Raw genomic sequence first — 25,189 nt, 5'->3', positions numbered from 1 at the left:
GACGGAGCCGGCAGCGACGCCTCGGCGGGCTGGTTCTGGCCCTCGTGGTCTCCGTGGGAAGCACCGCTTTCGCCATCGTCAGCCCGGGCCGGCCGGGGCGGCCGGGGCGGCCGGAGCGGCCGACTCGTCGGCCTTCTTCGGCTCGAGCAGCTCGCGCTCCCACTCGGTCAGCGGCTCGTCGCTCGCGACACCCTCGGGCTTCTCGTCGTTGCCCCGGCGACGGCCGGAACGCGCGATCAGACCATCCGCGACGGCGGCGGCGACGACCTTGGTCAGCAGCTCCGCCGAGCGGATCGCGTCGTCGTTACCCGGGATCGGGAAGTCGACCTCGTCCGGGTCACAGTTGGTGTCCAGCACCGCGATCACCGGGATGCCCAGCTTGCGGGCCTCGTCGACGGCGATGTGCTCCTTCTTGGTGTCGACGATCCACACCGCGGCGGGAAGCTTCTGCATGTCCCGCAGGCCACCGAGGGTGCGGGTCAGCTTGATCTTCTCGCGGGAGAGCTGCAGGGTCTCCTTCTTGGTGTAACCGGCGGCGGTGCCGCTGAGGTCACCCAGGCCCTCCAGCTCCTTCATCCGCTGGAGCCGCTTGTAAACGGTCTGGAAGTTGGTCAGCATGCCACCGAGCCAGCGGTGGTTGACGTACGGCTGGCCGACCCGGGTCGCCTGGTCGGCAATCGCCTCCTGGGCCTGCTTCTTGGTGCCGACGAACAGGATGCTGCCACCCTCGGCGACGGTCCCACGCACGAACTCGTACGCCTTCTCGATGTACTCGAGGGTCTGGCGCAGGTCGATGATGTAGATGCCGTTGCGCTCGGTCATGATGAAGCGCTTCATCTTCGGGTTCCAGCGCCGGGTCTGGTGCCCGAAGTGGACACCGCTCTCCAGCAGCTGACGCATGGTCACGACGGCCATGGTTGGGGTACTCCTCAAGGTCCCTGGTTGTCACGCCCGGCCGGTGGCCGGGCGTCCTGGCGCCTGGTCGCCGACCCATGGTGGACCCGATCAAGATCGGGACCAGGGAGGCCGTCGCTCCACGACGATTCGTGAAGAGGGCGCGCGAGGTCGACCGCACGAGGCGGTCGCCAGTTGGCCAGTGTACGCCCCTCACCCGTTCAGCCGCCCCGGGGTGCGCGTGGCGTGCTGCTCCGCCGCTCCGCCGCCCGCTCGCCCGATGCTGCTCGTATCAGCGCGCGTTGCCGGGAAGATCGCACTGGTTCGTGGAAATAGTGGCCTCCGCGTCGCCGGAGGCCACTATTTCCTGGTTGTTGTCCGAACCGTCGGGACGCGCGACAGGCCGGCGGCGGGCCGGGCCGGGTCAGCCGGCGGCGAGCGCGGCGGCCACGAAGAGCACCAGGCCGACGGTCAGGTAGGCCGTCGGTGGGCGCAACCAGCCCCGACCGTTGTCGGCGAGCGCCAGACCTCCGGTTCGTAGCCCGTACAGCCCGGTCGCGAAGATCGGCAGACCGGCGACCAGGGCGATACCCGCCACCACGTTCCCGGCGTCCACCGGGTCGCCGGTCACGCCCGCCAGCAGCACCCGCAACGCCGGAACCTCGAAGACCAACACCAGCAGGGCGAAGAGTACGGCCAGCACCGGTCGACGGGTCCGATAGACGCCGTCGGCGGCCGGCGGATACACCGGCGGCTCACCTGCGGGCAGGTCGGGTCGCGGGCCGATCCCGGGCATCGGACCGGTCGGCATCTCCAGCGGGTGCGGAGTGTCGCCGCCACCCCGGGTCGGCTCGATGATCGGGTACCCAGCGAACGGAGCGGGACGAGCCTGGTCGGCGAGCACGCCGGCCGGCGCTGTCGACGTGCTGTCGCGGGACGTCTCCGGCGACGCGCTGGTCACCGGAGATCCCGCCGCGGCCGTCTCGCGGGCGGCGCGGCGTCCGGGCAGCTCACCGGAGGTCTCCGAGGGGTCCCGGTCCGCCCGACGCGATCGGGTGGCCCGGTAACCGTCCGCCTCCGGCCGCGCGACGCCCAACGGGTCGACCGCGCCGAAACGCCCCGAATCAGCCTCGCTCGCCCCGAACCGACCGGTCTGATCGTCCAGGGCGCCGAAGCGACCCGAGTCCGACTCGGGCGTACCGAAGCGGCCCGCGTCCACCGCGCTCAGGCGACCCGAATCCGACTCCGGCGTACCGAAGCGGCCCGCGTCGACGGCGCCGAAGCGTCCCGAGTCCGGCTCCCGGCGGCGGCCGACGCCGGTGTCCTCGACGGAGCGGCCGTCCTCCGCACCACGCTGCTCGGGGATCTCGCTGTCCCGGTACCGCGGTTCGCCCGCGCCGCGCCACTCCGACTCGCCGTAACCGCGACCCCGCTCGTCGGGGTACCAGCGCGACTCCTGATCTTCCGGAAAACTCCGTCGTCCGTCCACGTCAGGCACCGTATGCGACCGGCCACGCCCGCGCCATTTCAGCCCGGCCGACCGCGCCGCCGATCGTCCGGGGCAGCGCGGCCACGAGTCGCGCCGTAGCACAGCGCGGGCATGATCATCCGACTGTCCACAGCACCCCCGTTGTCCACAGGTGGGCGGCTGCCGGGTCGCGGCGATCGCCCTCCGGCGGGCACCGTGCCGGCCATGACGAAGCGGAACCAGGCGGTTGGCGCGTACGGCGAGCAATGTGCGGCCCGGCACCTGACCGAGGCGGGGCTGCGCCCGATCGCCCGAAACTGGCGCTGCCCCGCCGGGGAGATCGACATCATCGCGTGGGACGGGCCCGTGCTCGCCTTCTGCGAGGTGAAGACCCGCCGGGGTGAGGGCTTCGGCACGCCGGCCGAGGCGGTAGTGCCGGCCAAGGCCCGCCGGCTGCGAGGGCTCGCCGCGCGGTGGCTGACCGAGACCGGTACGACAGCCGAGGAAGTGCGTTTCGACGTGCTGTCGGTGCGGCTGCCCGACGCCGGTCTGGCGCAGGTCGACCACCTCAAGGGCGCGTTCTGACATGCGTACCCGGAGGATCGGTGACGCGTCGTGAGCTACGCGAAGGTGCTCTGCGTGGGGCTGGTCGGGGTGACCGGCCACCTCGTCGAGGTGGAGGCCGACCTGGCCGCCGGCCTGCCGGCGGTGGTGATCTCCGGTCTGCCGGACACCGCCCTGCACGAGGCCCGCGACCGGGTCCGCGCCGCCGTTGTCAACTCCGGTCAGCGCTGGCCGAATCGGCGGATCACTCTCAACCTGCTGCCCGCCACGCTGCCGAAATTCGGGTCGGCCTTCGATCTGGCCATCGCCGCGGCGCTGCTGGGCGGCTCGGGTGAGTTGCCGCTGCTTCCCCTGGAGGGGGTGGTGGTCCTCGGCGAGCTGGGGCTCGACGGCACGGTCCGGCCGGTGCGCGGCGTACTCCCGATGGTCGCCGCCGCGGCCCAGGCCGGCATCGCGCGGGTGATCGTCCCGGTCGGCAACGCCGCCGAGGCCGCCGTCATCCCCGGGGTACGGGTGCGAGCGGTGGACAACCTGCACCGGCTCGTCACCTTCGTTCGGGACGGGACGCCGCTGATCGAACCACCGGCGGACATCCCGGAGCCGTCGGCCGGTGGGCCGGACCTCGCCGACGTCGCCGGGCAGCAGTTGGGTCGGCGCGCCCTGGAGGTCGCCGCCGCCGGTGGGCATCACGTGGCACTGCTCGGCCCGCCGGGCGCTGGCAAGACGATGCTCGCCGAACGACTACCGTCGATCCTGCCCGAGCTGGACGACGACGCGGCGCTGGAGGTCACCGCGCTGCACTCGGTCGCCGGGCTGCTGCCGCCGGGCGGTCGGTTGCTGCGTCGCCCACCGTTCCAGGCGCCGCATCACACCGCGACGGTGCCGTCTCTGGTCGGGGGCGGCTCGGGGCTGGCCCGACCCGGCGCGGTGTCACTGGCACACCGCGGGGTGCTCTTCCTTGATGAGGCTCCAGAGTTCAGCAAGGGTGCGCTGGAGGCGCTGCGCCAGCCGCTGGAGCACGGCCGCATCCAGCTGAGCCGCAGCGGGGGCGGCACCGTGTACCCGGCCCGCACCCAGTTGGTGCTGGCCGCCAACCCCTGTCCGTGCGCGAAGCCGGCCGGTGACGCGCACTGCGAGTGTTCGCCGCTGGCCCGCCGCCGCTACCTGGGCAGACTCTCCGGGCCGCTGCTCGACCGGATCGACGTCCAGGTGCGGCTGATGCCGGTGCGGGCGGCCGAGCTGATGGCGACCGACGGAGATGTCGAGCCCTCGGCGACGGTCGCCGCAAGGGTGGCGGCGGCCCGGCAGGCGGCGGCCAGCCGCTGGGCCGACCTCGGCCGACGGCTCAACGCCGAGGTGGAGGGCCCGCACCTGCGCCGACCGCCGTGGCGGCTGCCGGCCCGGGTCACAGCGGAGCTGCGGGGCCGACTCGACTCCGGCTCACTCTCGGCGCGCGGCTTCGACCGGGTGATCCGGATGGCCTGGACCATCGCTGATCTGGACGGTCGCGACCGACCTGACCAGGACGACGTCCGGGAAGCGCTTCAACTACGGACGGGAGAGGCGGCGTGAGCGCCGACGAGGAACGACGGTTGGCCCGGGTCGCCCTGACCTGGTTGGCGGAGCCGGGCACACGCGCGGTGCATCACCTGGTCGAACGACACGGCCCGGTGGAGACCCTGGACCTGCTGCTCAACGGCGGCAGTCCGGACGGCTGGCTGCACACCACCGTCGCCGCACGCTCGGCGGCCGGCGACGCGCGGGCGGTGGCCGCGGAGGCCCTGGAGCGGGCGGACCGCCTGGGTGCCCGGCTGGTCACGCCGGACGACGAGGAGTGGCCGGCCCCGGTCGCCAGCCTGGCCGCGTTGCGGCTGCCGGACGTCAGCCGCCGGGTGGACGGTGAGACCGCCCCGCCGCTCTGCTTCTGGGTACGCGGGGGCTGGCCGCTCGGCGAGGCGCTGGATCGCTCGGTGGCAGTGGTCGGGGCGCGGGCGGCCAGCGGCTATGGGCAGCATGTCGCGACCGAGCTGGGGTATGGCTTGGCGGAGCGGGACTGGACTGTCGTGTCCGGTGGCGCGTTCGGCATCGACGCCGCCGCCCACCGCGGCGCACTCACCGCGGGCGGTCTGACCGTCGCGGTGCTCGCCTGCGGGCTGGACCGTCCGTACCCGATGGGCAACGCCGCGCTCTTCGACCGGATCGCCGAGACGGGGCTGCTGGTCAGCGAGTGGCCGCCCGGTGCCGAGCCGCTGCGGCCCCGGTTCCTGATCCGCAACCGGGTGATCGCCGCGGGCACCCGGGGCACCGTCGTGGTGGAGGCGTCGGCGCGCAGTGGCGCGACGCAGACAGCGCGGCGAGCCATCCACTCCAATCGGGTGGCCATGGTGGTGCCGGGGCCGGTGACCTCGGCGATGTCCGTCGGCGCGCACGAGTTCCTGCGGGAGCACCCCAAGGCACGGCTGGTCACCGGGGTGGCACACGTGCTGGAGGAGGTGGGCCGGATAGGCGCGGACCTGGCCCCGCTGGCCCGTGGACCGCAGCGGGCCACCGACGCGCTGGACGACGACACGCGGTCGCTGCTGGAGGCGCTGCCCCGCCGAGGCGCGATGGGCGTGGACCGGCTCTCCGCCCGCGCCGGCGTCGACGTACGGACCGCGTTGCGCAAGCTGTCGCTGCTGGAGGAGCTGTCCATGGTGGTCCGTCGCGACGACGGCTATGCCCTCGCCCCGCCCGCCAAGCTCAAGTGTGCGACGGCGGAGACGTCCCGTCGACCTGTTACCTGAGCGGATGCGTCACCGCCGCCCGGCCGGGGTGTCGTCCGGATGCCCGCACCCTCTCGCGGCCGGGATCCCGGCCAGCCTCTCGCGGTCGGGATCCCGGCCGGCCTTCACTGCCGGTACCGTGCCCGGTCATGGGTGCAATCAAGCCGTGGCACATCAGCGTGCTCTGCTGTCTCGTCGTGACCGCCGTGCTCGTTGTCGGCGTGGTCGTGTTCCTCATCAAAAGGAACAACAGCCGGTAGTCGGGGGTCGCCACCGGCACCGTCGTGTCCGGTGGCGGAGGCGGGCCGGCCGTAGGCTGGTGCCGTGTCAGCCATCAGTGAGGGGTGCCGGGGCCGAGGTACCGGCCGGCACGTCGGCGCGGCCACGATGAGCCGACCGGACCGGGGCACCCGGGCCATGCACCAGGCACTTCCGCCGGCGTTGCGCGACGCTGTCGACGACTTCGCCGAGCACCTGTCCCGGGTCCGTAACCGCTCGGCGCACACCGTCCGCGCGTACGTCACCGACCTGGTCTCACTGCTCGACCACGCCGTCCGGATGGGCTGCGTCGACCTCGCCGAGCTGGATCTGTCGGTGCTGCGCAGTTGGCTGGCGAAGCAGCGCACCACTGGTGCGGCCCGCACGTCGTTGGCCCGGCGGGCCGCGTCGGCGCGGGCGTTCAGCGCCTGGGCACACCGGGCCGGGCTGCTCCCCGCCGACGTGGGCGCCACGCTGGCCAGCCCTCGCGCGCACCGGGAACTGCCCAGCGTGCTGCGCGCCGACCAGGCCGCCGCTCTGGTCGAGGCACCGTCCCGGCAGGCACCGTCCCCGAACGCGCCACCCACGAACCCAGCTCGCACGGACGCCGAGCCCGCGGACGCAGCAGCCGGACCAGCGCAGGGCGCAGCGGAAGCGGCCGAGGCGGTGCCGCTACGGGACCGGGTGCTGCTGGAGCTGCTCTACGCCACCGGCGTACGGGTCAGCGAGGTGTGCGGCTTGGACGTCGGCGACATCGACCACGGCCGGCGGGTGATCAGGGTGTTCGGCAAGGGCGGGCGGGAGCGCTCGGTGCCGTACGGGGTGCCCGCCCAGCGAGCGTTGGACGAGTGGCTGCGCCGGGGCCGCCCGGCGATGGTGGGTGCCCGCTCCGGCGACGCGCTGTTGCTGGGTGCCCGGGGTGGTCGGCTCAACCCGACGACAGCACGTCAGATCGTCGGTGCGTACGCCGAGACCGCCGGGCTGCCCCGGACCAGCCCGCACGATCTCCGCCACACCGCGGCCACCCACCTCCTGGAGGGCGGCGCCGACCTGCGCGCCGTGCAGGAGCTGCTCGGTCACTCGTCGCTGGCGAGCACGCAGATCTACACCCACGTCTCGGTCGAGCGGCTGCGTGCCGCGTACCGGCAGGCGCACCCGCGCGCGTGAGCAAGGCCCGCGAGGCGCACCCACGCGCCTGACCGACGGCCGCGAGGCGCACCCACGCCTGATCGAGGGCCGGAGGGCACGCACACGTGGCGGTTACGATCATCAAGTGAGCGTCCCGAATCCTCCTGAGCCGATCCCGGGCGCCCGCCTGCTCTTCTCCCTGGACCCGGCGGTCAGCCACCTCAACCATGGCTCGTTCGGCGCGGTGCCGATCGGCGTGCAGCGCGCCCAGCAGCGGCTGCGCGACGAGATGGAGGCGAACCCGCTGCGCTTCTTCACCCAGGGGCTCGTCGACCGGATCGCGCACACCCGCCGGCACCTCGCCGGGTTCCTGGGCGCCGACCCGGACGGCAGCGCCCTGGTGGGCAACACCACCACCGGCGTCGCCGTGGTGCTCCAGTCGGTGGGCCTCACTGCCGGCGACGAGGTGCTGAGCACCGACCACGGGTACGGGGCGGTGAGCCTGGCCATCCAGCGCGAGTGCCGCCGCACCGGCGCGGTCGGCCGGGTCCTGCCGATCCCCCTGGCCGCCACCGACGAGCAGATCGTGCAGAGCATCCGCGCTGGTCTGCGCCCCGGGCGGACCCGGCTGCTCGTCGTCGACCAGCTCACCTCGGCCACCGCCAAGCTCTTCCCCACCGCCGCCATCGTCGCGGTGGCCCGCGAACACGGCGTGCCGGTCCTGGTGGACGCCGCGCACGCCCCGGGCATGCTGCCCACCCCGGTAGACAGCATCGGCGCTGACTTCTGGGTGGGCAACCTGCACAAGTGGGCGTACGCCCCGCGCGGGACCGCCCTGCTGGCTGTGGCACCGCAGTGGCGGGACCGGATCGAACCGCTGGTGGTGTCCTGGGAGCAGGAGTCGGGTTTCCCGGCCCGGCTCGAGTGGCAGGCGACTCTCGACTACACGCCCTGGCTGGCCGCCCCGGCGGGCCTGTTCACGATGCGCAGTCTCGGCGTCGACCGGGTGCGGGCGCACAACGCCGCGCTCGCCGCGTACGGCCAGCGGGTGGTGGGGGACGCTCTCGGGGTGGCGCCCGCCGATCTGCCCGACCCCGGCGGACCGGGGGTGGCGCTGCGCCTCATCCCCCTGCCGGCCGGCACGGGCACCACGATCGACGCCGCGCGGGCGTTACAGGCGCGCATCGGTGAACGGATCGCCGCGGAGGTGGCGGTGATGAGTTGGAGCGGCCGGGGGTGGCTGCGGCTCACCGGCCAGGTCTACAACGCCGCCGACGAGTACGAACGGCTGGCCGTACGGCTGCCGGCACTGCTCGCCCAGCGCTGACCGGGCGGCCGGGAGCGGACACCGGGACCGGACCGACCGGGAGCAGGCGCACCGGGCCGAGGCCGAGCAGGGCCAGCGGGTCGAGATATTCCTCGCCCCGGCGTAGGCCCCAGTGCAGGCACGCCTCGGCCGGGCACCCCGGATGCCCGGGCAACAGCTCGCCCAGCGGCGCGCCGGCGGTGACCGGCTGGCCGGGGCGTACGGCGGGTTGGACCGGCTCGTGGGTGGTCCGCAGCCCGTCGGCGTGCCCCACTGTGACCACCGGTCGACCGGCCACCAGGCCGGCGAAGAGCACGGTGCCCGGCCCGGCGCTGCGGACCACCGCCCCGGCGGGGGCGGCCAAGTCGACGCCGCGATGCCCGGGTAGCCACGGTCGCGGCGGCCTGTCGAACCGGCGCACCGGACGGGGTGGCCCGTCGACCGGCCAGCGGAACCGTCCGGCGGGCGTCGGGGCGGCGACCGGCACGGCCAGGGCAGCGGCTGGCTCCGCCACGGTTGCGACCGGCACGGTCGGGGTCGGTGGTTGGCCGGGCACCGCCGCTACCAGCACCGCCAGCCCGCAGAGCTGAATGGTCAGTGCGAGCGGGAGCGCGGCGCAGAGCAGCAGCGTGCGGCGGATCGAACGGACGGATGGCTGTCGCATGACGGCAGCCTCCGGCCGACGCGGTGTCGTCCGCCGGCCCGGCCGACGGGGCTGTGGACAACCGGAGGTGCTGTGGACGACCACCCGACGCCCTCGATGATCTGCTATGCCCGGACGCGGGGCCGACGCCTGATTGACCAGGTCACCACCACTGCTCGTTGGAACCGGTCTCGTAGTCGTACTCCTCGACGTGCTCCCATTCCTTCCCGGTCGCCTTCTCATAGGCGTTGGACGGGACGTCGAGGATCGATTCCGCGTGGGCGGCCTCGTCGGTGGTGAAACGCGCGAACGCCGCCGGATCGGCCAGCACGGCATCGAACGCCGCCGGTCCGGCCACCACCACCGCGCAACGGGCGTACAGGAAACCGTCATCGGACAGTCGGTCGGCGCCGGGTAGGACAGCCTGAGCGAGCACCCGACGGTCCAGTTGGTGGAGCGTGAACGCGAGCGTCTCGGCGAAGCCGACGATCCGCTCCACCGGCTCGTCCGCCAGCACGGCGGTCAACCGCTCGTACGGCCCGTCGTCCTGCGCCTCGGGCCGACCGCCCAGCACCGCGACGAGCCGCCAGAATTCCTCATCCGCAATCATCACAACCCTTGATGATCGCTCGGACGAACCAGTACCGGCCGCTGACCCCACGCCGCCGTACCTCTGGTGCCGTTTTCGGGCCGCCACGGAAGGCCTAGGCTGGGCCGCGTACGGCGGGTGCCGCCGTCTGTACCGGGGAGGCCGCATGACCACTCTCGATGACCGGACGTCGTCCCCCACCGGGCCCACCGTGGCCGACGTGAGCGGCCCGTCCCGGCTCGCGGAGCCGGACGAGACGATCAGCGCCGAGGAGTTGCAGCTAGCGGCCCGCAATCACGGCATCCCGTTGGAGGCGCTGCGCTACGACGTCACCCCGGCCGGGTTGCACTACCTGCTGATCCACTACGACATCCCGGAGCTCGACCCGGCGGCGCACACGCTGACCATCGGCGGTGCGGTGGACCGTGCGTTGACGCTCACCCTCGCCGAACTGCGGGAGCGGCCCCGCGTCACCCGGCAGGTGACACTGGAGTGCGCCGGCAACGGGCGGGCCCTGCTGCACCCCCGGCCGGTCAGCCAGCCCTGGCTCGTCGAGGCGGTCGGTAACGCCGAGTGGACCGGCACCCCCCTCGCTCCGCTGCTGCGCGAGGCGGGCGTCGACCCGGACGCGGTGGACGTGGTCTTCACCGGCGCCGATCACGGTGTGGAGCGTGGGATCGAGCAGGACTACCAGCGGGCGCTTCCGGTCGCCGACGCGCTGCGCGAGGAGGTGCTGCTGGCGTACGAGATGAACGGCGCTCCCCTGCTGCCGCAGCACGGCGCGCCGCTGCGGCTGATCGTGCCGGGCTGGTACGGCATGGCGCACGTGAAGTGGGTCCACTCGATAGAGCTGCGGACCGAGCCGTTCGAGGGGTACCAGAACGCGGTGGCCTACCGGGTACGCCGCGACGCGGACGACAGGGGCGTGCCGGTGACCCGGATCGAGCCGCGGGCGCTGGTCCGTCCGCCCGGCTTCCCGGACTTCATGTCCCGTCGCCGGGTGCTGCGACAGGGCCCGTGCACGCTGGATGGTCGGGCCTGGTCGGGGCACGCCCCGGTGGTCGCCGTGGAGGTGACCACCGACGGCGGGCAGAGCTGGGCGCCAGCCGAGCTGGACCCGACGGACGCGGGGGACTTCGCCTGGCGGCGCTGGCGGCACGAGTGGGTCGCCACCCCCGGCCGGTACGTGCTCGGCGCGCGGGCGACCGACGCGTCCGGGCGGACCCAGCCGGTCGAGCAACAGTGGAATCGTGGCGGCTTCGCCAACAACATGGTGCAGCGGGTCGAGGTCGTGGTGCCGGCCGAGTGATCGGCGGTGGTGTCACGCCACGGGTGGGGGGCCCGTGGCACGGCCCGGCGGCTCGGGTGCGCTCAGCCGCCGAAGCCGGAGTCGGCGGGCAGTGAGATGTCGGGCTTCTCCAGCTCCTCGACGTTGACGTCCTTGAAGGTCATCACCCGGACGTTCTTCACGAAGCGGGCAGGACGGTACATGTCCCACACCCAGGCGTCGTGCATCTCGACCTCGAAGTAGACCTCGCCGTCGGAGTTACGCACGTGCAGGTCGACCTGGTTGGCCAGGTAGAACCGACGCTCCGTCTCCACCACGTAGGAGAATTGGCGGACAATGTCGCGGTACTCCCGGTAGAGCTGCAGCTCCATCTCGGTCTCGTACTTCTCGAGATCTTCCGCGCTCATCGCACTCCGCCTTCCATGGCCACATCTTCCCCCACCGGCGTCGGAGGCCGAGGCTGCTCGCCCAACGCCACGCCGACGGTACCCCCTGACGCCCACGAGCGCTCCATCGGCTCAACCGGGCCGTGGCTGCCGGGCCGTCGGGCGCGCGGCGGCCGGCCGTCGCGGCCGGAGACCGCGGCGACATTGACGTACGAGAACCGGTGCTCCCGGCACGGCCCGTGCTCCCGCAGCGTCGCCGAGTGCTCCGGGGTGATGTAGCCCTTGTGCTCGGCGAAGCCGTACGCCGGGAACACCGCGTCCAACTCCACCATGAGCCGGTCCCGGGTGACCTTGGCCAGCACACTGGCCGCCGCCACACACGCGGCCACCCGGTCGCCCTTCCACACCGCCAGCCCGGGCACACCCAGGCCGTCCACGCCGAACCCGTCGGTCAGCACGTACTCCGGGCGGGTGGTGAGCGAGGCGAGCGCCCGGCGCATCGCGGCCAGGTTGCACACGTGCAGACCCCGGGCGTCGACCTCCTCGGCCGGAATGACCACCACGGCGTACGCGAGCGCGCGGTCCACGACCTCCGCGTACACCCGTTCCCGGCTGGCCGGGGTGAGCAGCTTCGAGTCGGCCAGCCCGTCGATCTCGCCGCGCCGCCCCTCGGGCAGCACCGCCGCGGCGGCGACCAGCGGACCGGCGCACGCCCCCCGGCCCGCCTCGTCGGCGCCGGCGACGTGCCGGAAGCCGCGCCGCTGCAACGCCCGCTCCAGGGCGTACAGGCCGGCCTCGCGGCGCACCACCGTGCGCGGCGGGGTCAGCACGATGCCTCGTCCTGGCCGGCGGTGGTCGACTGCCCCAGCCGGGTCAGCAGGGCGGGCAGTTCGGGCGGGTAGAACCGGTCACCGCTGGCCGCCAGCTCGTCCGGAACCCACCAGCGGTGGTCGGCGATGCTGCGTCGCTCGATGTCGTTGAAGCCCGTGGTGTCCACCCGCCAGGAGTCCACCCGGAAGAGGAAGAAATCCTGCTCCTGGCGGTACCAGATGCCGTCGAAGGAGAACTCGGTCGCGTCGGACCAGACCGGCTCGCCCAGCTGGGCCGGGTCGAGCCGCAGGCCGGTCTCCTCGGCCAGCTCCCGAGCCGCGCCCGCCGCCGGGGACTCCGACTGATCGAGCCCGCCGCCAGGAGTGAACCAGTATCGGTGCCCGGGTCGGGCCGGGTCGAAGCCCTCGAACAGCAGGACCCGGCCGGCCGCGTCGACGAGCAGCACGCGGGCCGCGCGTCGAGGGGTGTAGACGGTCACCGCACCAGCCTGCCAGACCGACGGCGGATCGCCCACGCCCCGTCGGCCTACGGCTTGGGAATGCCGTCGAACCCGTCGGGCACCGTCAGCCAGGTGGCCCGGTTGACCGGCCAGAAGACTGTGAACGCCCGCCCGACCACGTCGTCCTCGGGGATGGTGGCCTCGGTGATGTTCTGCCCGGACTGCTGCCAGTGCTCCAGTGAGTCGCCGGAGGCCGACCGGTGGTCGCCCATCACCCACAGCCGGCCCTCCGGCACTGTGATGTCGAACTCCTGGTCGGCGGCCTTGTCGCGAATCCCGTCCATCGAGAAGATGTACGGCTCGTCCAGCGACTTGCCGTTGATCATCAGCCGTTCCTCGGGGTCGCAGCAGACCACGTGGTCGCCGGGGATGCCGATCACCCGCTTGATGAAGTCCTCACCGTCGGGGTTGCCGCTCCACGCGGTCGGAGCCTTGAACACGATCACCTCACCGCGGTGCGGTGACCGGAAGTCGTAGACCAGCTTGTTGACCAGCACCCGGTCATCGATCTTGAGAGTGTTTTCCATGGACGGGGAGGGGATGAAGAAGGTCTGCAGCACGAAGGCGCGGACCAGCACCGCGACCAGGATCGCCACACCCAGCAGGATCGGCAGCTCCTTCCAGAAGGAGCTGCGCGGCTTGTCGGTCTGCTCGTCAATCACGCAAAGGAGCCTACGTTGCCCGGCTGGACGGCACCGTCCGGAACGCGCGGGAACCACGTAGCGCGGCTGCCAACGGAAGCATCAGCAGCACACCGCCCTGCGGAGTCGGTCGCGCCGGAGTCGCACCGGGGGACGCCGTGGCCGGCCCGGAGACGTCCTCGAACGTGGACGGCACCGACAGCGCGCTCCACCGCGACGACGGCCAGACCACCATGAAGGCCCGGCCGACGACGTTGTCGATCGGCACCGGCCCCTGGCAGCGCGCGTCCTGGGAGATCTCACGGTGGTCACCCATCACGAAGATCTGACCGGGCGGCACGACGACCTCGTCGAAGCGCCGGGAGCGACACTCCGCCGGGTTGGGTGGCAGGTCCAGGGGTGAGTCCCGCAGGACGTACGGCTCGTTGAGCGGGATGCCGTTGACTGTCACCCGGCCCTGACTGTCGCAGCACTTGACCCGGTCACCGGGGAGACCGATCACCCGCTTGATGAAGTCCTTCTCACCGGGGCGGCTCACCCCGACCAGGTCGCCGATGGTGCGCGCGAGCCGCCCGGCGACGCCGGGCTTCGGCTGCTCGTCGACCTGCGGCGCCCAGCGGTCAGTGCCCCGGAAGACCACCACCTCGCCGCGCAGCGGGTCACGAACGTCGTAGACGACCTTGTTGACCAGCACCCGGTCATCGACGAGGAGAGTGTCCTCCATCGAGCCGGACGGAATGAAGAACGCCTGGAGCAGGAAGGTGCGAATCAGCACCGCGAGGCAGAACGCGACCACCAGCAGCAGCGGCAACTCCTGCCAGAGAGGCATCTGCCGGCGGGTGCGGCGAGCCCGTCGGCGCCACGGATCGACGGTGCCGTCCTCGTCAAGCGTCTGCACCACGCCACTCCCCGGTCCGCAGAAAACACCACCGCCCGGGAGCCTCGTCGAGGCTCCACGGGCGGTAGTGGACAACTACCCGCCACCTGGGCGGGATCGCCGCCTCGCTGCGCCCGTACCGACCAGGGTAGTGCGCTCTGGTCGGTACGGCATACGCGCAGGTCGGGCGGCGTGGCGAGCGGGAAGTCAGCTGGGCTGCTTCTCCCGCTTCTCCTTGATCTTGGCCTTCTTGCCGCGCAGCTCGCGCAGGTAGTAGAGCTTGGCGCGACGCACGTCACCGCGGGTCACGACCTCGATCCGGTCGATGCCCGGGCCGTTGAGCGGGTAGGTCCGCTCGACGCCGACACCGAAGCTGACCTTGCGGACCGAGAAGGTCTCGCGCAGACCGTCACCCTGGCGGCGGATCACGACGCCCTGGAAGATCTGGACACGGGACCGGTTGCCCTCGACGACGCGGGCGTGCACCTTGACGGTGTCACCGGCCCGGAAGTCGGGAAGGTCGGTCCGCTTCGACTGGGCGTCAAGGGCGTCCAGGATGTTCATCGCTGCGTCCTCGTAAGGCTCACGGCGCACCGTCACTCGGTGCGCGGGTGGGTGATTCTGATTCCCGGGTGGTGATCGGCGAACCGATCCCCGGTCGGGGATCCTCGCAGCCGACCGCGGGCGCGGACGGATGCGGCAACCCCCCTACTTTGCCACATCCCCCGGTGGAGGTTGAAATCCGGCCTGGTCGAGGGCCGCGACGTCCCGTTTGTCGAGCCGATCGGCCGGCAGCGCGGCCAGCAGGTCCGGACGGCGGGCCGCTGTCCGCAGCAGACCCTCCTCGCGCCGCCAGCGGGCGATCTTGCCGTGGTCACCGGAGCGGAGCACCTCCGGCACGTCGTGCCCGCGCCAACTCGGCGGCTTGGTGTAGATCGGCGCCTCCAGCAGCCCGTGCGCGTGCGACTCCTCGTCCAACGAGCCCGCGTTGCCCAGCACCCCCGGCAGCAGCCGGGTGACCGCCTCCAGCATCACCAGGACCGCGACCTCGCCGCCGAAGAGCACGTAGTCACCGAGCGACACCTCGGTGACCGGCATCCGGGTGGCGGCGTGCGCCAGGACCCGCTGGTCGATCCCCTCGTAGCGGCCGCAGGCGAAGAGGAGATGCGACTCGGCCGCCAACTCGTACGCCATGGCCTGGGTGAAGGGGGCACCGGCAGGCGACGGCACCAGCAGCCTTGGCGGCGGGGCGTCGACAGGCGCGAGGGCGTCCAGTGCCTCACCCCACGGCTCGGGGCGCATCACCATTCCCGGCCCGCCACCGTAGGGGGTGTCGTCGACGGTGCGGTGCACGTCGTGGGTCCAGGTCCGCAGGTCGTGCACGGCGAGCTGGAGTACGCCGTTGGCCCGCGCCCGCCCGATCAGCGACAGGTCCAGCGGGGCGAAGTACTCCGGAAAGATCGACACGACGTCGACGCGCATGCGGGCTGGTCCTAAAGGTCGAGCAGTCCGGCTGGCGGGTCGACGATCACACGTCCGCCGGCCAGGTCGACCTCCGGAACGATCGCCCGGACGAACGGGATCAACGCGGTACGCCCCTCGGGGCGCCGCAGCACCAGCAGGTCGGACGAGGGCGCGTGGTCGATGCGGGCGACCTCGCCCAGGCGTTCGCCGGCCGGGGTCACCACGGCCAAACCGACCAACTGGTGGTCGTGGAACTCCTCCGGGTCGTCCGGTGGGGTCACGTCGGCGCTGTCCACCACGAGCAGCGTCCCGCGCAGAGCCTCGGCGGTGTTGCGGTCCGGGATGCCCTCGAACGCGATCAGCACCCGGCCCTGGTGGAAGCGGGCTTCCTCGATGGTCAGCTCCGCGGGAACCCGGAACGGCACCCCGGGCTCATCGCTGGCTGGAGGGGGTGTCGCCCCCGGCTCGGTGCGCAGCACCGTACCGGGGGCGAACCGTGCCTCGGGCTCGTCGGTCCGCACTTCCACGGTGACCTCACCGCGGACACCGTGCGGCTTGCCGATCCTGCCGACGACGAGCTGCATCAGTACGAGTCGACGATGTCGACGCGAACCCCGCGCCCGCCGATGGAGCCGATCACCTGGCGCAGCGCCTTGGCGGTCCGGCCGGACCGCCCGATCACAGTGCCAAGGTCCTCGGGGTGCACGCGGACTTCGAGCCGCTTGCCCCGACGGGAATCGACAAGCCGCACCCGGACGTCGTCCGGGTGGTCGACGATGCCCTTGACCAGGTGCTCCAACGCCGGACGCAGTGGCATGTCAGGCCTGCTCACCGGCGTCGGCAGCGGCCGGCGCCTCGGCCGCAGCCTCGGTCTTCGGAGCCTCGGCAGCCGGAGCCTCAGCGGGAGCCTCGGTCTTCGGAGCCTCGGCAGCCTTGGCGGCCTTCTTGGCCGGCTTGGCCGGGGTCTCCGGGGCGAGCCCGGCGGCGGCCTTCGCCTCAGCCTCGTACGTCGCCTTGCGGTCGGCCCGCTCGGGGGCGACCAGGAGCGGCGGCGGGGCCGGCAGGCCCTTGTACTTCTGCCAGTCACCGGTCAGCTCGAGCAGCCGCTGCACCGCCTCGCTCGGCTGAGCGCCGACGGACAGCCAGTACTGGACCCGCTCCGACTTGACCTCGATGATCGAGGGGTCTTCCTTGGGCTGGTAAATCCCGACGAACTCGATCGCCCGACCGTCACGCTTGGTGCGGGAGTCGGCGATGACGATGCGGTACTGCGGGTTGCGGATCTTGCCCATCCGCAGGAGCCGGATCTTTACGGCCACAGTTGTTTCGCTCCTGTTGCGATCTCACCGGCCCAGGCGGGCGGTGTGCATGGGTGAGCGCCGACCGGACCCGTGGGGTTGGGCCGGAGACTACTCGGTGGACTGGCGACGTGCCCGGGTTAGAGGGCGCCGGACGCGCGCCGGATACCAGCGACCCATTCTGCCAGATCCGCTGCCGATCGCACGCATCGGACCCGGACACCGCATCGTGGGTGACCTGGAACACGACTCAACGCACCGGCGGACGGTCCCATCCCGGCGGAAGCTTGTCCGGTACGCCCCACTCTGGTGGGGGTGTGAAGTCACACCAGGTGCCGTCGAACGGGAACTCGCCGGCCTCGGCGAGCGCGATCACCCGCTCCCCCTCGGCGCGGACCGCCTTCTCGTCGGTCACCCAGTAGTCGGCCCCGAAGGCGAGCCGCTCGACGAACTCGCCCTCGTCCTTCCACTCCCAGCTGCGGTCCGGCCACACCACCACGTCCAGGTCCTGGTCCACCACGTCGACGCCGGCCACCGAGCCGTCGTCCCAGCGGACACCGGGCTCCTCGAGGTTCACGTACCAGTGGGCGAACCGGCCCTGGGCGTCCCGGAACCACCAGACGGAGTGTGCCGCCCCCGTGGGCAGGAACTTCAACAGCGGCGGGCCGTTCCAACGTCCCTCCGCCAACCGGTACGTCGACGAGATCCACTCGGCGAACGGCATCGCCCGCATCCCCAACCCGGCCTCGGTCACCTCGTGGGCCACCGGCGAGTCCCGCGCGATCCAGACCAGCAACCCTCGATCGTCGTCGCTGACCACGCGGGCCGGCCGGACCCACCCGATCCGGCCGTGCCGCACGTTCCGATGCATGATCAGCCGACCCGGCGCGAACCGGTCGACGGGGTTGCCCGGCCGCACCTCAGTAGGCGCGGGCGAGGATGGCGACGAGATCCGGCTCGTCCTCCGAGTCCGGTACCGAGCCATCGGCGCGCAACAGGCAGCGCACAGTGACGCCCTGGCCGTTCGCCTCCGCCTCACCGGCCACGCCGACCGCCGACCACGGCACCCGCGCCCAGCCGGTCGCGGCGGCCTCGATCGCCTCGGCCAGGGTGGCCACCTCCACCGTGCGGGACTCGCGGTTGGCCAGCGCCTGGTCGTGCAGCACCTGCTGGTCGGTCTCTAGGGCGGCCAGCACCGCGGTGACAACGTCCGCCACCGGCGTCGGGGTCTTCGAGCCGTCGGTCCGACGCACCACCGTCGCGTTGCCCACGGCCAGGTCACGGGGGCCGACCTCGACGCGTACCGGATAGCCGCGCAGCTCGGCGTCGACGGCCCGGCGGCCGAACGGGGTGTCGGTCCGGTCGTCGAGCGCGACCCGGACACCGGCGTCGCGCAGGCCGTCGCGCAGCTTGGCCGCCGCCTCGCCGACGCCGTCGCCGTCCTTGACGATCATGACGTACGCCTGGATCGGCGCGAGCCGCGGCGGCACGCGCAGACCGTTGTCGTCGCCGTGCGCCATGATCAGGCCACCGAGCATCCGCGTGGACGTGCCCCAGGAGGTCGTCCAGGCGTGCTCCCGGCCGCCCTCCTTGGAGGAGTAGCTGATGTCGAACGCCTTGGCGAAGTTCTGGCCCAGCTCGTGGCTGGTGCCCAGCTGCAACGCCTTGCCGTCGCCCATCATGCCTTCGCAGGTATACGTGGCCGTCGCCCCGGCGAAGCGCTCGCGCGTCGTCTTCAGGCCGACCACCACCGGAATGCCGATCACGTTGACCATCAGGTCCTCGTACGCCTCGTGCAGGATCCGCCGCGCGTACACCCGGGCGTCCTCACGGGTGGCGTGCGCGGTGTGCCCCTCCTGCCAGAGGAACTCGCTGGTACGCAGGAAGATCCGCGGACGAAGCTCCCACCGGACCACGTTCGCCCACTGGTTGAGCAGCAGCGGCAGGTCCCGGTACGAGTCGATCCACTTGGCCATGAACTCGCCGATGACCGTCTCGCTGGTCGGACGCACCACCACCGGCTCGGCCAGGGGCTTGCCACCACCGTGGGTGACGACTGCCAGCTCCGGCGAGAAGCCCTCGACGTGCTGCGCCTCGCGCTTGAGGTAGCTCTCGGGGATGAACAACGGGAAGTACGCGTTCTCCGCACCCGCCGCCTTGATCCGAGCGTCCATCTCAGCCTGCATACGCTCCCAGATCGCGTAGGCGGCCGGTCGGATGACCATGGTGCCGCGAACCGGGCCGTTGTCGGCCAGCTTCGCCTTGGCGATCAGGTCCTGGTACCAGCGGGGGAAATCCTCCGCACGGGGAGTGAGCACGCGTGCCATGACCGCACATCCTATGCGCCGCTCGTCAGGGCGGTGCGCTCGGGCGCGGCAACGTCGGCATCCGCCGTCAAGACCTTCCTCGATCGGCACGCCGGAGCGGCTCCCGCCCCCGAGCCCGAGGCCCCCGATGTGGCACACCTGGCCGCAAGCCGGGCGCGCTGGGTGGCCCGACACCGGCAGTCGACCAGCCCGATCGCCGACCGGTTCGCGCCGACACACCGGCCTACACTTCGACCACCATGATCGAGCAGAGGGACCCCACCCCGGTACGGACCGGCATCGTCGACGCCGCCCGCGCGCTGACAGTCGCGACCGGGTGGGACGGCGTCCGGATGGGTGCCGTCGCGAACGCCGCCGGGGTGAGCCGACAGACCGTCTACAACGAGTTCGGCAGCAAGGCAGGGCTGGCCGAGGCGCTCGCCCGTGCCGAGGTGGACCGGTTCGTCGGCGCCGTCCGGGCCGCTCTGCTCGCCCACGGCACCGACGTACGGGCCGGCGCGTACGCGGCTATCGCGCACACCCTCACCACGGCGGCGGAAAACCCGCTGATCAAGGCGATCCTGACCAGCGCCCGGGGCGGCTCGGACGAGCTACTGCCGTACCTCACCACCCGGGCCGAGGTGGTGCTCACCGAGGCCTCCGGCGCTCTGATCGACTGGGCCGGCGACCACCTGCCCGGAGCGGACAGAGCCGCGCTGGCCTTCGCCGCCGACACCATCGTCCGCCTGGTGGTCAGCCACATCGTGCTCCCCGGCGAACCGATCGAGCAGACCGCCACGGCCCTCGCCGACCTTGCCGTACACCTCTTCACCGCCGCCGCCCGCCCAGCCCCCTGAACCAGCCCCCTGACCCCCCGCACCCCGCACCCCGCACCCCGCACCCCGCACCCCGCACCCCGCACCCCGCACCAAGATCCGAGCAACTTCCCTGATGTTGCTGCCTCAGGCGCGCGGGAGGCAGCAACATCCCCGATGTCGCGCGGGTTCTTACCCCGCCGAGCACCAAGATCACGCTCGATCCTGGATGTAGGGGCCTCGGCGTTCGGCGGATGCCACCACAACCTGGATCGAGCACGATCTTGCGCCGATCCGCGCGCGGGCACGGATCGGCATGACAGGGGCCCGACGCGCACGGTCCGCACGATCCGGCTCGGCCGGCGCCACACGGGGCGGCGGGGTGCCTGCGGGGATTAGCGGATAACGCGGCCGCGGAGGATCGTGCGGGACGGGGCGCGGACGACGCGCAGGTCACTACGGGGGTCTTCGGGGTAGACGGTCAGGTCGGCAAGGCCGCCTTCGACCAGGCCGGCGAAGCCGAGCCACGCGCGGGCGCCCCAGGAGGCGGCGGCGAGTACGTCGATGGGTGCCATGCCGGCCCGTTCGTGCAGCAGCAGCATCTCCTCGGCCGCCAGCCCGTGATCGATGCCGCCGCCGGCGTCGGTACCCACGTAGATCGGCACCCCAGCCTCGTACGCGGCACGCACCACCTCGGGAAAGCCGTCGCGCAGCGCGAGCATGTGGTCGGCGTACCCGGGGAACTTGCCCCGCGCCTGCTCGGCGATGCCCTCGAAGGTGGCGATGTTGATCATCGTGGGAACCAGTGCGGTGCCCTGGCGGGCCATCTCGTCGATCAGGTCGAGGCTGAGCCCGGTGCCGTGCTCCACCGAGTCCACCCCGGCCCGCACCATGATCTCGACGGCCGATTCGGAGAACGTGTGCACCGCGGCGCGTACCCCGGCGTCGTGCGCCGCCCGCACGGCGGCGGTGAGGGTGTCCGCGTCCCAGGCCGGCGCCAGGTCACCGACGCCCCGGTCGATCCAGTCGCCGACCAGCTTGACCCAGCCGTTGCCGGCCCGCGCCTGCGCGGCCACAGTGGCGGCGACCTCGGTCGCGTCGACCTCCACGCCGATGTCGCGCAGGTAGCGCTTCGGCGGGGCGACATGTTGGCCCGCGCGGGCCAGTCGCGGCAGGCCCGGCTCGTCGTCCAGTTCGGGGTAGGGGTACGGCGAGCCGGCGTCCCGGATCGCCAGCACTCCGGCGTCCCGGTCGACGTGGGCCAGTGCGCGGGCCTGGTCGAGCGAGGTGATCGGGGCGCCACCTCGGGCGATGCCGATGTGGCAGTGCGCGTCGACCAGCCCGGGCAGCACGAAACCGCCGTCGACGACGGTCTCCGCACCGGGCACCGGGGTGAAGGTCACCCGGTCGCCGACCAGCCAGAGATCCCGTACCTCGTCGTCGGGAAGCAGCACGCCGCGCACATGAAGAGCCATGGGCACAGTCCTACCCGATCACTCCCCGTCGGGGGCGAGCAGGTCGTCCTCGACCCGCACAGAGGTCAGCGGGGACGGTTGTCGCCACCCTTGCCGAGCTTGTTGAAGTCGATCTTCGGGAGCTTGAAGCCGGGCGGCAGGCCCTGGCCGCCAGCGAGGTCGTTCGGGTCCATCCCCGGCGGGAGCTGCGGCATGCCACCCGGGAAGCCGGCGGGCATCCCGGCGCCGGCGCCGGTACGCGGACGACCGCCGCCCTTGGTGCCCTTGCGCTTGTTCTTCGGCGACTTGGTCGCCTTGCGGCGGCCACCGCCGGGCAGGCCCATCATGCCGCCCATCTGCTTCATCATCTTCTGCGCGTCGGCGAAGCGGTTGAGCAGCTGGTTGACGTCCATCACGGTGACCCCGGAGCCGTTGGCGATGCGCGCCCGGCGGGAACCGTTGATGATCTTCGGGTTGGTCCGCTCGCCCGGGGTCATCGACCGGATGATCGCGGTGACCCGGTCGAAGTGGCTGTCGTCCAGCTCGGCGAGCTGGTCCTTCATCTGCCCCATGCCGGGCATCATGGCCAGCACGTTGGCGATCGGGCCCATCCGCCGCACCGCGATGAGCTGGTCGAGGAAGTCGTCAAGGGTGAACTGCTCACCGCCCATCAGCTTGGCGGTCATCTTCTCCTTCTGATCGGAGTCGAAGGCCTGCTCGGCCTGCTCGATCAGAGTGAGGACGTCGCCCATGCCGAGGATCCGGCTGGCCATCCGGTCGGGGTGGAAGACGTCGAAGTCCTCCAGCTTCTCACCGGTGGAGGCGAACAGGATCGGCTGCCCGGTGACCTCGCGGACCGACAGCGCGGCACCACCACGGGCGTCGCCGTCGAGCTTGGAGAGCACCACACCGGTGATGCCGACGCCGTCGCGGAACGCCTCGGCCGTGCGGACGGCGTCCTGACCGACCATCGCGTCGATGACGAAGATGACCTCGTCCGGCGAGACGGCGTCGCGGATGTCGGCGGCCTGCTGCATCATCTCGGCGTCGATGCCGAGCCGGCCGGCGGTGTCGACGATGACGATGTCGCGGGCGGCGCGCTTCGCGTGCTCGATCGACGCACGGGCCACCTGCACCGGGTCACCGGTGCCGTTGCCGGGCTCCGGGGCGTACACCTCGACACCGGCCCGGCCACCGAGCACCTGGAGCTGCCCGACGGCGTTGGGGCGCTGGAGGTCGGCGGCGACGAGCAGGGGCTGGTGCCCCTGACCCTTGAGCCAGCGGGCCAGCTTGCCGGCGAGGGTCGTCTTACCGGAACCCTGGAGGCCGGCCAGCATGATCACCGTCGGCGGCTGCTTGGCGAACTGGAGCCGCCGCCCCTCGCCGCCGAGCACCTTGATCAGCTCTTCGTTGACGATCTTGATGATCTGCTGGGCCGGGTTCAGCGCCTGGGAGACCTCGGAGCTGCGGGCCCGCTCCTTGACGGCCGCGATGAAGCCCTTGACCACCGGCAGCGCGACGTCCGCCTCCAGCAGCGCGAGGCGGATCTCGCGCGCGGTGGCGTCGATGTCGGCGTCGGTGAGCCGCCCCTTGCCGCGGAGCTTGGTGAAGATCCCGGACAGGCGGTCACTCAAGGTGTCAAACACGCGAACATCCCGTTTGTCAGTGTTCCGGCGGGCACAACGCGGCCGGCACTGCGGAGTCCGGCCACCGCTAGGGTAACCGCCCGGCCGTAGGGCCGCTGTCGCCCGGCCCGGGCCTCACCCCGACACCAACCCCGACTGGTACGCGAACACGACGAGCTGGGCCCGATCCCGGGCTCCCAGCTTGCCCATCGCCCGGCTGACGTGGGTCCGCGCGGTTGCCGGGCTGACCACCAACTGTGCGGCGATCTCCTCGTTGTTGAGGCCCTCACCGACCAGGCCGACCACCTGACGCTCCCGATCGGTGAGCGCGTCCAGCCGGGGGTGCGGACGTAGCACCCGGGACGGCCGGGTGGCGAACTCCCGCACCACCCGCCGGGTCACCGACGGCGACAGCAGCGCCTCCCCCTCGGCGACGAGCCGGATCGCGCGCAGCAGCTCGGCCGGCCTGGTGTCCTTGGTGAGGAACCCGCTCGCACCGTGGCGCAGCGCGTCGAAGACGTACTCGTCCAGCTCGAAGGTGGTGAGCACCACCACGCGGGTACCGGTCAGATCGGGGTCGGCGACGATACGGCGGGTCGCCTCGATGCCGTCGATGCCGGGCATCCGGATGTCCATCAGCACCACGTCCGGCCGTTCCCGACGGGCCAACTCGACAGCCCGCAGACCGTCGGACGCCTCGCCGGCCAGCGCCAGGTCGTCCTCGCTCTCCACCAGCGCGCGCAGCCCGAGCCGGACCAGGTCCTGGTCGTCGGCGATCAGCACCCGGATCACGTCGCCGGCTCCACGGGCAGCCCCGCGTACACCCGGAACCCGCCCCCGGCGCGCGGCCCGGTGGTCAACCGCCCGCCCAGCGCCGCGACCCGCTCGCGCATCCCGGCCAGACCGTGGCCACCCTCGTCGTCGGCCGGAGCCGTCCCGGCGCGGCCGATACCCACCCCCCGATCGGCGACCTCGACTGTCACCTCGTTGGCGCGGTAGTCCACTGTCACCTCCGCGCTCGCCACCCCCGCGTGACGCAGCACGTTGGTCAACGCCTCCTGCACCACCCGGTACGCGGCCAGGTCGACAGCGGCCGGTACCTCCCTGGGGTCCCCGACCACGCGCACCTCGACGGCGAGCCCCGCCCCGGCGAGCCGGTCGCGCAGCGCGGGGAGCCGGGCCAGGCCGGGCACCGGTTCGCGCTCGGCACCCCGCCGCACCGCGCCCAGGGTGACCCGCAACTCGTCCAGCGCCTCGCGGCTGGTCCGGCTGATCGCCGTCAAGGCCACCTCCGCCTGCTCCGGCCGCTTCGGCAGCAGGTGTAGGGCGATCTCCGCCTGCATGCTGATCGCGGCCAGCCCGTGCCCCACCACGTCGTGCACCTCCTGCGCGATGCGCAGCCGCTCCTCGTCGGCCTGCCGTCGCGCCTGCTCGACTCGGCTGCGAGCCTCTTCGGCACGGGTACGCGCTGTCGCCTCACGGCTCACCCGCACCACCACCCCCACCGAGAACGGTACGACCACCCAGGCCGACGCGGGCAGCACTCCCGTCCAACCCGGCGCGGGCCCCCGCCCGAAGAAGACGTGCGCCAACAACAGGACGAACGCACCACCGGTGGCGAGCGCCGCCGGTCGCACCGGCAGCCGCACGGCCACTGTGTAGACCGCGACCAGGAACGTGACCAGAATCGGCCCGTACGGGTAACCGATCAGCAGGTACGTCGAGGTGGCCACCGTGACCACTGCGAGGGCGGCAACCGGAGCACGCCGCCGGACCAGCAGGGCGAGGGCGGCGACGACGATCAGCACCCGACTGGCGGCGTCCACCGGCCTCGACCCCGGCTGGTTGTCCCCAGCCAGACCGGTGGCGAGCAACCCGAACGCGAGCAGCGCCACGGCCAGCGCGGCATCCGCCGCCACCTCCGGCCACCGCCACTGCCCGCCTCGTCGCATGGCCGTCATTCTGCCCGCGCAGGTGCCGCTCGACGTGCGCCCACGAGCGACACCGCCCCTACGCCCCCGGACGTACCCGCGCACCGGGCCTCCGATCGCGCCGCGTTGGCGGCGGGCACCCGCACGAGCGTGATGACACTC

At 72.3% G+C, this 25,189-nt stretch carries 27 protein-coding genes; 7 read left to right on the top strand and 20 right to left on the bottom strand.

The window, feature by feature from the left end:
- Positions 1 to 78: 78 nt before the first annotated feature.
- Positions 79 to 915, bottom strand: coding sequence for a 30S ribosomal protein S2 (gene rpsB / locus AB0C20_RS09445; protein WP_357567698.1), 837 nt, complete (start codon positions 913 to 915; stop codon positions 79 to 81).
- A gap of 403 nt (positions 916 to 1,318) precedes the next feature.
- A complete protein-coding gene (locus AB0C20_RS09440) occupies positions 1,319 to 2,383 on the bottom strand; it encodes a hypothetical protein (protein ID WP_357567697.1) in 1,065 nt (354 codons plus the stop codon).
- 204 nt (positions 2,384 to 2,587) lie between these two features.
- On the opposite strand from AB0C20_RS09440, the gene AB0C20_RS09435 reads away from it, so the two are divergent.
- The 5 genes from AB0C20_RS09435 (at position 2,588) to AB0C20_RS09415 (ending at position 8,401) form a co-directional block, all read left to right on the top strand.
- A complete protein-coding gene (locus tag AB0C20_RS09435; RefSeq protein WP_357567696.1) occupies positions 2,588 to 2,947 on the top strand; it encodes a YraN family protein in 360 nt (119 codons plus the stop codon).
- Between the two features lie 30 nt (positions 2,948 to 2,977).
- Positions 2,978 to 4,498, top strand: coding sequence for a YifB family Mg chelatase-like AAA ATPase (locus AB0C20_RS09430; RefSeq protein ID WP_357190093.1), 1,521 nt, complete (start codon positions 2,978 to 2,980; stop codon positions 4,496 to 4,498).
- Complete coding sequence (locus AB0C20_RS09425; RefSeq protein WP_357567695.1) at positions 4,495 to 5,709, top strand: DNA-processing protein DprA; 1,215 nt, start codon at positions 4,495 to 4,497, stop codon at positions 5,707 to 5,709. Before AB0C20_RS09430 ends, AB0C20_RS09425 begins: the two co-directional genes overlap by 4 nt.
- A 366-nt stretch (positions 5,710 to 6,075) precedes the next feature.
- A complete protein-coding gene (locus AB0C20_RS09420) occupies positions 6,076 to 7,113 on the top strand; it encodes a tyrosine recombinase XerC (protein WP_357567699.1) in 1,038 nt (345 codons plus the stop codon).
- Positions 7,114 to 7,219: 106 nt separating this feature from the next.
- Entirely contained in the window at positions 7,220 to 8,401 is a 1,182-nt protein-coding gene (locus tag AB0C20_RS09415; RefSeq protein ID WP_357190100.1) for an aminotransferase class V-fold PLP-dependent enzyme, read from the top strand.
- Here the strand turns inward: AB0C20_RS09415 and AB0C20_RS09410 are convergent.
- Positions 8,322 to 9,044 carry a M23 family metallopeptidase gene (locus AB0C20_RS09410; RefSeq protein WP_357190102.1) on the bottom strand — a complete coding sequence of 241 codons (723 nt, stop codon included), beginning with the start codon at positions 9,042 to 9,044 and terminating at the stop codon, positions 8,322 to 8,324. The two genes, AB0C20_RS09415 and AB0C20_RS09410, sit on opposite strands and share 80 nt — an antisense overlap.
- A 142-nt stretch (positions 9,045 to 9,186) precedes the next feature.
- Positions 9,187 to 9,633, bottom strand: a complete 447-nt coding sequence (locus AB0C20_RS09405; RefSeq protein ID WP_357190191.1) for a DUF4240 domain-containing protein — start codon at positions 9,631 to 9,633, stop codon at positions 9,187 to 9,189.
- Between the two features lie 145 nt (positions 9,634 to 9,778).
- On the opposite strand from AB0C20_RS09405, the gene AB0C20_RS09400 reads away from it, so the two are divergent.
- Complete coding sequence (locus AB0C20_RS09400) at positions 9,779 to 10,921, top strand: sulfite oxidase (RefSeq protein WP_357567694.1); 1,143 nt, start codon at positions 9,779 to 9,781, stop codon at positions 10,919 to 10,921.
- Between the two features lie 62 nt (positions 10,922 to 10,983).
- Here the strand turns inward: AB0C20_RS09400 and AB0C20_RS09395 are convergent, their stop codons facing one another.
- The 12 genes from AB0C20_RS09395 to proS form a co-directional block, all read right to left on the bottom strand.
- Positions 10,984 to 11,307: a DUF2469 domain-containing protein gene (locus AB0C20_RS09395; protein ID WP_007075222.1), complete on the bottom strand. Its 324-nt coding sequence runs from the start codon at positions 11,305 to 11,307 to the stop codon at positions 10,984 to 10,986.
- Positions 11,304 to 12,116 (bottom strand): ribonuclease HII, encoded by an 813-nt coding sequence (locus AB0C20_RS09390; RefSeq protein ID WP_357190106.1) that lies wholly within the window; start codon positions 12,114 to 12,116, stop codon positions 11,304 to 11,306. Before AB0C20_RS09390 ends, AB0C20_RS09395 begins: the two co-directional genes overlap by 4 nt.
- Positions 12,110 to 12,595, bottom strand: a complete 486-nt coding sequence (locus AB0C20_RS09385; protein ID WP_357567693.1) for an NUDIX domain-containing protein — start codon at positions 12,593 to 12,595, stop codon at positions 12,110 to 12,112. The genes AB0C20_RS09390 and AB0C20_RS09385 overlap by 7 nt, the downstream gene beginning before the upstream one ends.
- A 47-nt stretch (positions 12,596 to 12,642) precedes the next feature.
- Positions 12,643 to 13,278: a signal peptidase I gene (gene lepB / locus AB0C20_RS09380; protein WP_238686885.1), complete on the bottom strand. Its 636-nt coding sequence runs from the start codon at positions 13,276 to 13,278 to the stop codon at positions 12,643 to 12,645.
- A gap of 10 nt (positions 13,279 to 13,288) precedes the next feature.
- A complete protein-coding gene (gene lepB / locus AB0C20_RS09375) occupies positions 13,289 to 14,158 on the bottom strand; it encodes a signal peptidase I (protein ID WP_357190110.1) in 870 nt (289 codons plus the stop codon).
- 183 nt (positions 14,159 to 14,341) lie between these two features.
- Positions 14,342 to 14,698 carry a 50S ribosomal protein L19 gene (rplS, locus tag AB0C20_RS09370; protein WP_030335223.1) on the bottom strand — a complete coding sequence of 119 codons (357 nt, stop codon included), beginning with the start codon at positions 14,696 to 14,698 and terminating at the stop codon, positions 14,342 to 14,344.
- A 144-nt stretch (positions 14,699 to 14,842) separates the two neighbouring features.
- Positions 14,843 to 15,616 (bottom strand): tRNA (guanosine(37)-N1)-methyltransferase TrmD, encoded by a 774-nt coding sequence (gene trmD, locus AB0C20_RS09365; protein ID WP_357567692.1) that lies wholly within the window; start codon positions 15,614 to 15,616, stop codon positions 14,843 to 14,845.
- A gap of 11 nt (positions 15,617 to 15,627) precedes the next feature.
- Positions 15,628 to 16,182, bottom strand: coding sequence for a ribosome maturation factor RimM (rimM, locus tag AB0C20_RS09360; protein WP_357190112.1), 555 nt, complete (start codon positions 16,180 to 16,182; stop codon positions 15,628 to 15,630).
- A complete protein-coding gene (locus tag AB0C20_RS09355; RefSeq protein ID WP_186718042.1) occupies positions 16,182 to 16,442 on the bottom strand; it encodes an RNA-binding protein in 261 nt (86 codons plus the stop codon). The genes rimM and AB0C20_RS09355 overlap by 1 nt, the downstream gene beginning before the upstream one ends.
- The gene (gene rpsP / locus AB0C20_RS09350) at positions 16,417 to 16,917 is read right to left on the bottom strand and encodes a 30S ribosomal protein S16 (protein ID WP_357567691.1); all 501 of its coding nucleotides are present in this window, start codon (positions 16,915 to 16,917) and stop codon (positions 16,417 to 16,419) included. The genes AB0C20_RS09355 and rpsP overlap by 26 nt, the downstream gene beginning before the upstream one ends.
- 229 nt (positions 16,918 to 17,146) lie before the next feature.
- The gene (locus AB0C20_RS09345; RefSeq protein ID WP_266303420.1) at positions 17,147 to 17,767 is read right to left on the bottom strand and encodes a DUF402 domain-containing protein; all 621 of its coding nucleotides are present in this window, start codon (positions 17,765 to 17,767) and stop codon (positions 17,147 to 17,149) included.
- 49 nt (positions 17,768 to 17,816) lie between these two features.
- On the bottom strand, positions 17,817 to 19,223 hold the full coding sequence (proS, locus tag AB0C20_RS09340; protein ID WP_357567690.1) for a proline--tRNA ligase: 1,407 nt from the start codon (positions 19,221 to 19,223) through the stop codon (positions 17,817 to 17,819).
- A 239-nt stretch (positions 19,224 to 19,462) separates the two neighbouring features.
- Here proS and AB0C20_RS09335 point away from each other — a divergent pair, with 239 nt between their 5' ends.
- Positions 19,463 to 20,059, top strand: coding sequence for a TetR family transcriptional regulator (locus tag AB0C20_RS09335; RefSeq protein WP_357190115.1), 597 nt, complete (start codon positions 19,463 to 19,465; stop codon positions 20,057 to 20,059).
- Between the two features lie 353 nt (positions 20,060 to 20,412).
- Here AB0C20_RS09335 and AB0C20_RS09330 read toward each other — a convergent pair whose 3' ends face one another.
- The 4 genes from AB0C20_RS09330 to AB0C20_RS09315 all read right to left on the bottom strand — a co-directional run bounded on the left by AB0C20_RS09330 (position 20,413) and on the right by AB0C20_RS09315 (position 25,048).
- On the bottom strand, positions 20,413 to 21,492 hold the full coding sequence (locus AB0C20_RS09330) for an amidohydrolase family protein (RefSeq protein ID WP_357190117.1): 1,080 nt from the start codon (positions 21,490 to 21,492) through the stop codon (positions 20,413 to 20,415).
- A gap of 65 nt (positions 21,493 to 21,557) precedes the next feature.
- Entirely contained in the window at positions 21,558 to 23,117 is a 1,560-nt protein-coding gene (gene ffh, locus AB0C20_RS09325; protein ID WP_238681251.1) for a signal recognition particle protein, read from the bottom strand.
- 114 nt (positions 23,118 to 23,231) lie between these two features.
- The gene (locus AB0C20_RS09320) at positions 23,232 to 23,888 is read right to left on the bottom strand and encodes a response regulator transcription factor (protein WP_357190120.1); all 657 of its coding nucleotides are present in this window, start codon (positions 23,886 to 23,888) and stop codon (positions 23,232 to 23,234) included.
- Complete coding sequence (locus tag AB0C20_RS09315; RefSeq protein WP_357190122.1) at positions 23,885 to 25,048, bottom strand: sensor histidine kinase; 1,164 nt, start codon at positions 25,046 to 25,048, stop codon at positions 23,885 to 23,887. Before AB0C20_RS09315 ends, AB0C20_RS09320 begins: the two co-directional genes overlap by 4 nt.
- Positions 25,049 to 25,189 lie beyond the last annotated feature (141 nt).

The organism is Micromonospora sp. NPDC048843, from assembly GCF_040649965.1.
GTDB lineage: Bacteria > Actinomycetota > Actinomycetes > Mycobacteriales > Micromonosporaceae > Micromonospora > Micromonospora hortensis.
The sequence above is the reverse complement of the archived record's forward strand: the minus strand, read 5'-3'. Positions and strand labels throughout refer to the sequence as shown.